The sequence below is a fragment of the Streptomyces ipomoeae 91-03 genome (genome assembly GCF_000317595.1).
Taxonomy (GTDB): domain Bacteria; phylum Actinomycetota; class Actinomycetes; order Streptomycetales; family Streptomycetaceae; genus Streptomyces; species Streptomyces ipomoeae.
This window is the reverse complement of record NZ_AEJC01000243.1, coordinates 1-11,608: the sequence shown is the minus strand read 5'-3', so window position 1 is coordinate 11,608 and position 11,608 is coordinate 1. Positions and strand designations below refer to the sequence as shown.

At 71.3% G+C, this 11,608-nt stretch carries 7 protein-coding genes; 4 read left to right on the top strand and 3 right to left on the bottom strand.

All coding sequences use genetic code 11. The annotated features are described in order from the left end of the window. Positions 1-97: 97 nt before the first annotated feature. Positions 98-1,882, bottom strand: coding sequence for a glyoxylate carboligase (gcl, locus tag STRIP9103_RS15960; RefSeq protein ID WP_009312678.1), 1,785 nt, complete (start codon positions 1,880-1,882; stop codon positions 98-100). A 280-nt stretch (positions 1,883-2,162) separates the two neighbouring features. Here gcl and STRIP9103_RS15955 point away from each other — a divergent pair, with 280 nt between their 5' ends. Beyond that, the gene (locus STRIP9103_RS15955; RefSeq protein WP_234022213.1) at positions 2,163-2,864 is read left to right on the top strand and encodes a hypothetical protein; all 702 of its coding nucleotides are present in this window, start codon (positions 2,163-2,165) and stop codon (positions 2,862-2,864) included. A gap of 60 nt (positions 2,865-2,924) precedes the next feature. On the opposite strand, the gene STRIP9103_RS15950 is transcribed toward STRIP9103_RS15955, so the two are convergent. Then, the gene (locus tag STRIP9103_RS15950) at positions 2,925-4,520 is read right to left on the bottom strand and encodes an AMP-binding protein (protein ID WP_048820364.1); all 1,596 of its coding nucleotides are present in this window, start codon (positions 4,518-4,520) and stop codon (positions 2,925-2,927) included. Positions 4,521-4,588: 68 nt separating this feature from the next. Further along, complete coding sequence (locus STRIP9103_RS15945) at positions 4,589-6,268, bottom strand: AMP-binding protein (RefSeq protein WP_009312687.1); 1,680 nt, start codon at positions 6,266-6,268, stop codon at positions 4,589-4,591. A gap of 101 nt (positions 6,269-6,369) precedes the next feature. On the opposite strand from STRIP9103_RS15945, the gene STRIP9103_RS15940 reads away from it, so the two are divergent. From STRIP9103_RS15940 to STRIP9103_RS15930, 3 genes are all read left to right on the top strand, one after another. Next, positions 6,370-7,245, top strand: a complete 876-nt coding sequence (locus STRIP9103_RS15940) for a helix-turn-helix transcriptional regulator (protein WP_009312684.1) — start codon at positions 6,370-6,372, stop codon at positions 7,243-7,245. Positions 7,246-7,529: 284 nt separating this feature from the next. Next, positions 7,530-10,349: a helix-turn-helix transcriptional regulator gene (locus STRIP9103_RS15935; protein WP_009312685.1), complete on the top strand. Its 2,820-nt coding sequence runs from the start codon at positions 7,530-7,532 to the stop codon at positions 10,347-10,349. Between the two features lie 420 nt (positions 10,350-10,769). Continuing rightward, a complete protein-coding gene (locus STRIP9103_RS15930) occupies positions 10,770-11,567 on the top strand; it encodes a S1 family peptidase (RefSeq protein WP_009312679.1) in 798 nt (265 codons plus the stop codon). The last annotated feature ends 41 nt before the right edge of the window (positions 11,568-11,608 follow it).

The window sequence follows — 11,608 nt, the reverse complement described above, 5'->3', positions numbered from 1 at the left end:
GGCCCCCCGGTCGAGCCGCCCCCGACTTCGGAGCCAATGGGCGCCTTCACACCGGCCTTGGGACCAGCAGCGGCCCTTGGGACCAGCAGCGGCAACGTCAGACCCGCAACGGCCGAACCGACGTCGGCGCATGCCCCGCCTCCGTCGCCACCTCCTCGAACTCGACCACCTCACTGATGTCATTCGTCGTGGACATCGCGATGTTGGTGACCCGCTCCAGGATCACCTCGACGACAACCGGCACCCGGTACTCCGCCGCGAGCTTCTTGGCGTGTTCGAACGCGGCGCCCAGCTCCGCGGGGTCGGTCACGCGGAGCGCCCGGCAGCCCAGCCCCTCGACGACCTTGACGTGGTCGACGCCGTAGACGCCCAGTTCGGGCGAGTTGATGTTCTCGAACTCCAGGTTGACCTGGAAATCGATGTCGAAGGCCCGCTGTGCCTGGCGGATGAGGCCCAGGTAGGAGTTGTTCACGAGGACGTGGACGTACGGGATGCGGTGCTGCGCCCCGACGGCCAGCTCCTCGATCATGAACTGGAAGTCGTAGTCGCCGGAGAGGGCGACGACGGACGCCTCCGGGTCGGCCTTCGCGACACCGAGCGCGGCGGGGACGGTCCAGCCCAGTGGCCCCGCCTGCCCGCAGTTGATCCAGTGGCGCGGCCGGTAGACGTGCAGCATCTGGGCGCCGGCGATCTGGGAGAGGCCTATGGTGGTGACGTACCGGGTCTCGGGGCCGAAGGCCTTGTTCATCTCCTCGTAGACGCGCTGCGGCTTGATGGGGACGTCGTCGAAGTGCGTACGCCGCTGGAGGGTCGCCTTCTTCTCCTGCGCGGCGGCGGCCCAGGCGGAACGGTCCGGCAGGCGGCCCTGTGCCTTCGACTCCCGTGCCACCTCGACGAACAGCTCCAGCGCGGCCTTCGCGTCGGAGGCGATGCCGTAGTCGGGGGCGAAGATCCTGCCGATCTGGGTGGGCTCGATGTCGACGTGGACGAACTTCCGGCCGGCGGTGTAGACGTCCAGCTTCCCGGTGTGGCGGTTGGCCCAGCGGTTGCCGATGCCCAGGACGAAGTCGGACTCCAGGAAGGTCGCGTTGCCGTAGCGGTGCGAGGTCTGCAGGCCGACCATGCCGGCGTTGAGTTCATGGTCGTCGGGCAGGACACCCCAGCCCATGAGGGTGGGGACGACCGGGACGCCGGTCAACTCGGCGAACTCCACCAGCAGTTCGCTCGCGTCCGCGTTGATGACACCGCCGCCGGCCACGATCAGGGGGCGCTCGGACTCGTTCAGCAGCCTGATCGCCTTCTCGATCTGGGCGCGGGTCGCGGCCGGTTTGTAGACCGGGAGCGGTGCGTACGTGTCCGGGTCGAACTCGATCTCGGTGAGCTGCACGTCGACCGGGAGGTCGATCAGGACCGGCCCGGGGCGGCCCGAGCGCATGAGGTGGAAGGCCTGCTGGAAGACACCGGGGACCTGGGCCGCCTCCAGCACGGTGACCGCCATCTTCGTGACCGGCTTGGCGATGGAGGCGATGTCGACCGCCTGGAAGTCCTCCTTGTGGATCACCGCGGTGGGTGCCTGACCGGTGATGCAGAGGATCGGGACGGAGTCACCGGTGGCGGAGTAGAGCCCGGTGATCATGTCGGTCCCGGCGGGCCCGGAGGTGCCGACGCAGACTCCGATGTTGCCGGGGTGGGTGCGGGTGTAGCCCTCGGCCATGTGTGAGGCGCCCTCCACATGGCGGGCGAGGGTGTGGTGGATGCCACCGGAGGCCTTCAGGGCCGCGTAGAAGGGGTTGATCGCCGCGCCGGGGACACCGAACGCGTCGCGGACGCCCTCGCGCTTGAGGATCTCGACTGCCGCACGGGCAGCGGTCATACGAGCCATGCCTACTCCTGCTTCAGCTGCCGGACTCGCGCTCCCGTCGCGCCCCCCCCCGCGAGCACTTCCGTCTCCTTGGGTGACCCAATCCGCGAACTTCCGTATTGCGGAAAGCAGTTTCTGCCATCTGGAAGCAATGTAGGAGGAGGGGCAGGGAGCGTCAAGGGCGTGGACAGTCGGATCAACCGGTCCTGTCGGGGCGTTTCCCTGCCGGGACCGCCCTGGTTGGAGGACGATGAGAGGGCTGTTCCGATGTGACCGGTGGGTCCCGGTGGTGGGGTGGAGCATGAGCGAGAGCATGACGGTGCGGTGTCCCGACTGCGAGCGGGAACATCAGTACGCCGCCCCGTCCTATCCCTGCGCATGCGGCACGCCGGTGGCCCCGCCCCTGAACCGGCACGCCGCGCCGGTCTCCGTCACGCATCACACCTGGGACGAGGACTGGGTGACAGTCCGCTGCGGCGACTGCGGACGTACGGACCAGTGGCCCCACCCGGAGCTGGGCTGCGCCTGCGGGACCGTACTGCGCGTTCCCGTGGTCGGCGCGCTACGGCCGCTGGGCCCGGACGACACGGACCCGGGTGCGCGGCCCGTCGACCCCCGCCCCACCTTCCGGCCGGTCACCATCCGTACCGCCCGCGACGCGGTCACCGCCGTCGCCCTGTATCTGCGCTGGCTGGGCTACCAGGACGTCCGCAGGGCCGACCAGCGCCAGCCCAACGGCATCGGGCTGGCCGCGCGGGGCGTGCTGGCCCAGGTGGACCCTTCGGTCAGCCCGGCCTCGCCGCGCGACATCGAATGCCTGTGGCTGACCGCCATGACCGAGTCCGCCGACTGCGTCTACTTCTCCCTCGCCGGGTACGCCCCCGACGCCCGTGACCACGCCGACGCCCTGGGCGTCTCCCTCTTCGTCCTGGACCTCACGGGCACCCCGCAGCCGGTCAACACGGCGGCGGCCGAACTGGTCGCGACCGGCGCGGGGGCCTGAGCCGGGGCGCTGCGCGGGGGCCTGAGCCGGGGGCGCTGCGCGGAGTCCGTCGGCCGGGCTCTACGCGTACCGCTCCCGCAGCTCGATCTTGCGTACCTTCCCCGACACCGTCATCGGGAAGGCGTCCAGGATGCGCAGTGCGCTCGGGATCTTGTAGTGCGCCAGCCGGCCGTCGCAGAAGGCGCGCAGCTCCTCCAGGGTGAGCGGGTCGGCGGCGTCACGGGGGATGACGCAGGCGAGGACCTCCTCGCCGTACCGCTCGTGGGGCACGCCCACCACCTGGACGTCGGCGATCTTCGGATGGGCGTACAGGAACTCCTCGATCTCGCGCGGGTAGATGTTCTCCCCACCCCGGATGATCATGTCCTTGATACGGCCGACGATCTCGACATATCCGTCCTCGCGCATCGTCGCCAGGTCCCCGGTGTGCATCCACCGTCCGGCGTCGACGGCCTCGGCGGTCTTCTCGGGCTCCTCCCAGTAGCCGAGCATCACGCTGTAGCCACGGGTGCACAACTCGCCCGCCCTGCCACGGGGTTGGGTCACTCCGGTGGCGGGGTCGACGACCTTGACCTCGACGTGCGGCAGGACCCGGCCGACGGTGCCGGTGCGGTGCTCCAGGTCGTCGTCGCGGCGGGTCTGGGTGGAGACGGGCGAGGTCTCCGTCATGCCGTAGCAGATGGAGACCTCCGACATGTGCATCTCGGCGACCACCCGCTTCATCACCTCCACCGGGCAGGGCGAGCCCGCCATGATGCCGGTGCGCAGGGAGGTGAGGTCGTACGAGGCGAAGTCGGGGAGGTTCAACTCCGCGATGAACATGGTCGGTACGCCGTAGAGGGAGGTGCAGCGCTCCTGCTCGACCGCGCGCAGGGTGGCCGCCGGGTCGAAGGACGGGGCGGGGATCACCATGCAGGCACCGTGGGAGGTGGCGGCGAGGTTGCCCATGACCATGCCGAAGCAGTGGTAGTAGGGCACGGGGATGCAGATCCGGTCCTGCTCGCCGTAGGCGATCATCTCGCCCACGAAATAGCCGTTGTTGAGGATGTTGTGGTGGGAGAGGGTCGCGCCCTTGGGGAAGCCCGTCGTGCCCGAGGTGTACTGGATGTTGATGGGGTCGTCACAGGACAGCTCGCCCGCGCGGACCCGCAGGTCGTCGGCCAGGTCGGGTGTGCCGCGCGCGATCAGCGCGTCCCAGCCGGGGGCGCCGATGAACACGGTCTCCCGCAACTCGGGGCAGTTTCCCCGCACTTGCTCGACCATCGCCCGGTAGTCGCTGGTCTTGTGGCTGAGGGAGGCGAACAGCAGGGAGATCCCGGCCTGCTTGAGGACGTACTCGACCTCGTGGGTGCGGTAGGCCGGGTTGATGTTCACCATGATCGCGCCGATGCGGGCGGTGGCGTACTGGACGAGCACCCACTCCGGGCAGTTGATCGCCCAGATGCCGACCCGGTCGCCCTTGGCCACCCCGGAGGCGAGCAGCGCGCACGCCAGCTCATCGACGTCGGCCACGAATCGGGCGTACGTCCAGCGCCGTCCGGACGGCACGTCGACCAGGGCCTCGCGGTCCGGCCAGATGGCCGCCGTACGGTCCAGGTTGGCGCCGATGGTGTCGCCGAGGAGGGGCGTGTCGCTCGTTCCGTGCGTGTACGACAGTGCCCTGGGCCCCGTCGATTCCGTCGGTCCGGTCGATTCCGTCGGTCCGGTCGGTTCCGTCAGTTCGGTCACCGGAAGTCCTCCTCGCGGTACTCGGCGTCCGAGCCCTGGGCCGTGGCCTCGCGCAGCTCGATTCGGCGGATCTTGCCCGAGACGGTCTTCGGCAGGTCGGCGAACTCCAGCCGGCGGATCCGCTTGTAGGGCGCCAGCGTGCTCCGGGAGTGCTCGAAGAGGATCTTCGCGGTGTCCGGGCCGGGCTCCCAGCCCGCCGCCAGCACGACATACGCCTTCGGCACCGCGAGCCGCAGCTCGTCCGGCGCGGGCACGACGGCCGCCTCGGCCACCGCCTCGTGCTCCAGCAGGGCGCTTTCCAGCTCGAACGGGCTGATCTTGTAGTCACTGGCCTTGAACACGTCGTCCCGCCGGCCCACGTAGGTGATGTAGCCGTCGGCGTCGCGTGAGCCGATGTCGCCGGTGCGGTAGTAGCCGCCGGCCATGGCCTGTGCCGTACGGTCGGGGTCGCCGTGGTAGCCGGTCATGACGCCGACGGGCTGGTTGGACAGGTCGAGCGCGATCTCTCCCTCGTCGGCGCCGGGCGCGCCCGTGACCGGGTCGAGGAGGACGACCTTGAAGCCGGGGCTGGGCCTGCCCATCGAGCCGGTCTTCAGTTCCTGGCCGGGGCTGTTGGAGACCTGGACGGCCGTCTCGGTCTGGCCGAAGCCGTCGCGGATGGTGACACCCCAGGCGCGGCGCACCTGCTCGATGACCTCGGGGTTCAGTGGCTCACCGGCGGCGACGACCTCGCGGGGCGGGGTGCGCAGCCGGCCGAGGTCGGCCTGGATCAGCATGCGCCACACGGTGGGCGGGGCGCAGAAGCTGGTGACGCCCGCGCGCTCCATCTCGGCGAGCAGCCGGTCCGCGTCGAAGCGGGTGTAGTTGTGGATGAAGACGGTCGCCTCCGCGTTCCACGGGGCGAACAGGTTGGACCAGGCGTGCTTGGCCCAGCCGGGCGAGGAGATGTTGAGGTGGACGTCGCCGGGCTTGAGGCCGATCCAGTACATGGTCGCCAAGTGGCCGATGGAGTACGACACATGGGTGTGCTCGACCAGTTTGGGCCGGGCGGTGGTGCCGGAGGTGAAGTACAGCATCAGCGGATCGGTGGCGTTGGTCCTCCCGTTCGGCTGGAAGCCGGCGGGGGCGGCGTAGGCGTCCTCGTACGATTTCCAGCCGTCCACCGCGCCGCCGACGCCGATGCGGGTGTAGCGGCCGGGCACCTCGTCGAACTTGGGCGCGTCCTCCGCCCGTACGATCACATGCCGCACCCGGCCCCGTTCGACGCGGTCGCGCAGGTCGGCGGGGCCGAGCAGCGGGGTGGCGGGGATGACGACGGCGCGCAGCTTCATCGCGGCGAGGGCCGTCTCCCACAGCTCCGCCTGGTTGCCGAGCATGACGAGGATCCGGTCATCGGCGCGCACGCCCCGGTCGCGCAGCCAGTTCGCGGCGCGGGACGAGCGCTCGGACATCTCGGCGAAGGACAGGCGGGTCTCGGTGCCGTCCTCCTCGACGATGTGCAGGGCCGTGCGGTCGTTCCCACGTGCGATGACGTCGAACCAGTCGAGCGCCCAGTTGAAGTACTCGGGACGCGGCCAGGTGAAGCCCCTGTAGGCGGTGGCATAGTCCTCCCGGTGGGCCAACAGGAAATCCCGGGCCGCCCGGAACTCGTCCGTGGCGCTCGACCTGGCCGACATGTGTCCTCCTCATTGCCGGACTGTTGCCGGACATCGTGTAATGCGTGATACACGTCTCACTACCCCCGAACGGGGGTGCGCCGCGCCGAAGGGACGAGTTCGTGGCATTCGATCCCCTGAGTTCCGCCGATACGGCCCTGTCCGCCGCGGCGGATCTGAGTGGCGCGCTGGCGCGGCTGCGGAAGTCGACCGGGCTGCCGCTCGCCTTCGCCGGGCTGATCGAACCCGGGCACGGGCAACTGCGCATCAGCGAACTCCAGGGCCACCGGACCACCTCCCTCAGCGGACTCGCCGTGCACTCCGGGAACGGTCTCGGCGGCAAGACGGTCGCCATGGCCCGACCCTGCTGGGTGACCGACTACTCGGTGTCGCGCCAGATCAGCCACGAGTACGACGCCGCGGTCGCCGCCGAGGGCATCCGTTCCGTGCTGGCCGTCCCCGTCGTCGTACGCCGCCGGGTGCGCGGTGTCCTCTACGGTGCCCTGCGCGCCCCCCAGCCGCTGGGCGACCGCACGGTCGGCGCCGCCCTGGAGGCCGCGCGGGACGTGGAGCAGGCGCTGGTCGTACGTGATGAGGCCCACAGTCTGCTGGCCGCGACCCGTACGCCGGAGGACGGGTCACCGGGGGCGTGGGAGGAGGTCCGGGAGGCGCACGGGGCGCTGCGCGCGCTGGCGCCTCGTATTGAGGACCCGGGGTTGAGGGAGGAACTGCTTCGGGTGTGCGGGCGCCTGGCCGGCGTGGCAGCGGGGTCCGACTCCCCCGCCCCGGGCGACGGCAGCCGGGTTGCCCTCACCTCGCGTGAGGTGGACGTGCTGGCCTGGGTCGCCACGGGCGCCACCAATGCGGTCACCGCCGGGCGTCTGGGGCTGCGCCCCGAGACGGTGAAGGCGTATCTGCGGTCGGCCATGCGGAAGCTGGGGGCCCATACCCGGCTGGAGGCGGTGGTGGCCGCGCGGCGGGCCGGGCTGTTGCCGTAGCGCTCCGCCGGGTTGGCCGGACGGCACCGTGGGGTGTGGGGTTTGCTTGCGGGGCGCGGGCTCGTCGTGGCTGGTCGCGCCCACGCGGCGGAGCCGCATATGGCACAGCCCCGCGCCCCTATGGGGCGCGGCTGCGGCCCAGCCGCACCATTCACGTGACCGGCGTGTGAATTTTCCTATGCCGTACCCTTTCTGTTATTTCCCTCACCAGGGTTCCGTTCCGAAATTCAAAGACTGGTTGCCTAATATTGGCCCGGACACGACACAGAGGGGAGCGGTGGCCCGTGCGACGGGACTTCAAGGAGCCTGGGAGACCCCGCCCCGACCTGGTCATAGGCAGGGAGGAGCTGTTCTCGGGCGCGCGTGAGCAGCTTGCGCGGGGCGGCAGTGTGCTGGTGCACGGCTCCGCCGGTATCGGTAAATCGACCGTCCTGCGCGCTTTGGCCGCGGAAAACGACGAAACGGCACGCACCGTACTGCGCTGCTCGGCCACCGAGTCCGAGTCGCATCTGCCGTTCCTGGCGCTGACCGATCTGCTGGGCCTGGTGGTGGACGAGGTGTCCGACCAGTTGCCCGCCCCGCAGCGCACCGCGCTGGAGTCGGCGCTCACCGGTCGCGGTGAGTCCACCCTTCAGCGCGACGGCCTCGCCCTGCGCCTCGCGGTCCTGTCGGCCCTGCGCGCCCTGGCCGCCAAGGGGCCGGTGCTGATCGTCGCGGACGACCTCCAGTGGCTGGATCCGGCCAGTGTCGAGCTGCTCGGGTTCGCCGCGCGGCGGCTCGGCGAGATGCCGGTGCGCATGCTGGCCGCCGTACGCACCTCGACGGACCCGCACGGCCACGAGCAGGACAGATATCTACGCGCGTTCCCTCCCGACACCCTCGCCGTCAGGGTCAATCCGCTGTCCAGGACGCATGTCGCCGAGCTGCTGGAGAACCGCGGCTACACAGGTCTGCCCCGCTCGACCGTGCGGGACATCCACCGCACCAGCGGCGGCAACCCCCTGTTCGCGCTGGAGCTGGGCCGTGCCCTGGCCGACAGCCCGACCCCGCCGCGCCCGGGTGAGCCGCTGCCCGTGCCGACCTCGCTGCGGACGCTGGTCCTGAACCGGCTCGACATGCTCTCGGCGGACGCCCGCAACACCCTGCTGGTGGCGAGCGCCGGTGCCCGGCCCACGCTGGCCCTGCTGCACGCCGCCGGACGGGAGAACGCCGAGGCGGAGACCGCGCAGGCCGTCGAGCTCGGGCTGCTGGCGCCGGAGCGGGAGGGCCCGGGCGTACGGTTCGCGCACCCCCTGGTGTCGGCCGCGCTGTACGCCGAGGCCACCGCCCAGGAGCGGCGGGCGGCCCATGCGGCGCTGTCCACCGCCGCCGTCGACCCCATCGAGCGGGCCCGGCATCTGGCGCTGGCCACCACGGGCGCCGACCCGGATGTCGCCGGGCAGCTCGGCGAGGCCGCCGCCGTCGCCCGGGACCGGGGCGCGCCGTCCGTCGCCGCCGAGCTGGGCCTGCTCTCGGCCCGGCACACCCCCGCGGACGCGACGCCCGGCCCGGACGAGCGGCGGTTGCAGGCCGCCGAGGACGCGCTGACCGCCGGGGAGAACGACCTCGCCCGGGACATCGCCCGCGAGGTGCTGAGCCGGGCCACCGAGCCCGCCGAGCGGGTGCGGGCCTGGATGGTGGTGATCGACGCGGCCGGCCAGTCCATCGCGGAGGTCGACGCCGTCTATCCGCAGGCCCTCGCCGACGCGGGCGACGACCCGCGGCTGCTCGCCCTGGTCCGCTACCAGCTCGCCTGGCGCGCGCTGGTCATCGACGGCGACTTCGCGGAGGGCCGTGAGGAGGCCGCGCGCGCGGCGGAACTGGCCGCGAAGGCCGGCGACCGGCGCACCGAACTGCTCGCGCTCGCCCACCAGGCACAGGTCGAGACCCTGATGGGACACCCGGACGCGCCCACGACCATCAAACGGGCGCTGAAGGAACCGCAGGACCCGCAGCTCGCGTGCCATCACAACGGGGCGGGCGCGACCCGCTTCCGCTGGCTGATGATGAGCGACCAGTTCGGCGAGGCCCGGGCCACGGTCACCTCGCTGCTGCGTGAGGTGCGCCGGCGCGGCATGGTCGAGAGCGAGGTGCACTACGTGCGCTTCCTCGCCGAGATCGAACTGCGCACCGGACACTGCGGCCGGGCCCTCGACCTGGCCCGCGAGGGCTATGGCCTGGCCCGGGACTCCGGTATCGGCGAGGGTGCCTCCGCCATGCTCACCTCGTTCGCGGAGGCCGCGGGCGGCGATGTCGAGCGGGCCCAGGCCCTCGCCCGGGAGGCCGCGGAACACGCCGAGCAGGACGGCGACCTGATGTACCTCTCCCGCGCGCTGGGCGCCCTGGGGCACGCCCAGCTGGTGGCGGGGGACGCGGTCGGTACGGTGCAGTCGCTGCGCCGGGTGCGGGAGTTGGAGGAGGGCCTCGGGGTCACCGACCCGGCGCGCGGGCGCTGGCAGGGCGATCTCGCCGAAGCCCTGGTGTGCGTCGGGGAGTTGGCGGAGGCGCAGGACGTCATCGACGTCACCCGGCAACGGGCGCTGCGGCTCGGCCGGGAGAGCGTGCTCGCCGTCCTCGACCGTGCCGAGGCACTGGTGCGCGCGGCACGCGGTGAACAGGACGCCGCCGTACGGCAGTTGACCTTGGCGCAGGACAGGCTGGCCAAACTGGGCTACGGCCTGGAGGAGGCGCGCGCCGCGTTCGTACTGGCCTCGCTGCGGACCGGGCGGCCGGGGCCGACATCGTACGACGAGGCGGCCCGGTTGTTCCGCCGCTGCCGGGCGCTGCCCTGGCTGCGTCAGGTGGAGCAGGCCTCGGTCGCCCCGGCGCCCCCGACGCAGCCGGCCCTCGCCCCGCCGGCCCTCGACGCGCTCGCCGTGCTGGCGACGACGGAACGTCAGGTCGCCGAGCTGGTCATGGAGGGCGCGACCAACCGGGAGATCGCCGGTCGGCTCTACATCAGCGTGAAGACGGTCGAGGCGACGCTCACACGCGTCTACCGGAAACTGGGAATCCGGTCGCGTGTGGACATCGTGCGTCTGGCGGCGGGACACCGTACGAACTGACCTCCCCGGGACCGGCGTTTCGAACCCCCTCCCGGGGACCGGCACACGACCCCGTTCCCGGGGCCGGTGCGCGCGAAGCGACCTCGACATGCCCGGCGCCACGACGCTCGCCCCTTCTCGGGGGCACCCCTGTCCGGGACGGCCCTTTTCGGGGACGGCGCGCGAAGCGACCTTGCGGCTCCAGCCTAGGCTCAAACCCCCTCCCGGGTCATCGAGGGTTTTCCCTCCCCAACTGCCCTAGGGGGATCCCCCATTGGGAGGGAATCACTCCGGCTCTTAGCTTTTGAGCCGTGCCGCACGCCAGGGCACACAGACCGGCCCACCGCCCCGCTCGGCTCCCCCGAGCGGGGCGGTACCGCGGGATCTGTGCACCACCCCCCACCCGCGCGTCCCCCACCGGCAACCCCCACGAGGAGAACCATGTTCGGGTTCAACCGCGCCAAGAAGACGCTCGTCGCCGCCGCGGCGACCGCCGCCGCCTCCGCAGCCGCGCTTCTGGCCGCCCCCGGCGCCGTCGCCGCTCCCCAGCCCATCGTCGGCGGCACCACCACCACCGCGAGCGCGTACCCGTACGTCATGCAGATCACCAACGCCTCGCAGAGCCAGTTCTGCGGCGGCACACTCGTCTCCGCCACCAAGGTGATCACCGCGGCCCACTGTGTCGACGGCAGAACGACCTCCAACACCCGTGTGGTGGGCGGCCGTACGTACCGCAACGGCACCAACGGCACGGTCAGCCAGGTCAGCCGCATCTGGATCCACCCCGACTACACGTCCGCCGAGCAGGGCAGCGACGTGGCCGTGCTGACCCTGTCGACGTCGATGCCGTACACCCCGGTCTCGTACGTCACCTCGTCGCAGACCGGCGTGTACGCGGCCGGCACCACCGCCCGCATCCTCGGCTGGGGCACCACCTCCTCGGGCGGCTCCTCCTCCAACCAGCTGCGCACCGCGACCGTGCCGATCGTCGCCAACTCGGTCTGCGGCAGCTCCAGCTCCTACGGCTCCGAGTTCATCGCGAGCGACATGGTGTGCGCCGGATACACCTCCGGCGGCGTGGACACCTGCCAGGGCGACAGCGGCGGTCCCCTGATCATCGGGGGCGTCCTGGCAGGTATTACTTCCTGGGGTTACGGCTGCGCCGACGCGCAGTACCCCGGTATCTACACCCGGCTGACGACCTTCTCCAGCGCGGTGGCCGCGCAGGTCAACTCGTAACCGGGAGCAGCCGGCCCACGGACTCCTGAGGCATACCCTCA

Coding starts and splice junctions, on each gene's coding strand:
- gcl (WP_009312678.1), bottom strand. CDS start 1,882: ATGGCTCGTATGACCGCTGCCCGTGCGGCAGTCGAGATCCTCAAGCGC.
- STRIP9103_RS15955 (WP_234022213.1), top strand. CDS start 2,163: ATGAGCGAGAGCATGACGGTGCGGTGTCCCGACTGCGAGCGGGAACAT.
- STRIP9103_RS15945 (WP_009312687.1), bottom strand. CDS start 6,268: ATGTCGGCCAGGTCGAGCGCCACGGACGAGTTCCGGGCGGCCCGGGAT.
- STRIP9103_RS15930 (WP_009312679.1), top strand. CDS start 10,770: ATGTTCGGGTTCAACCGCGCCAAGAAGACGCTCGTCGCCGCCGCGGCG.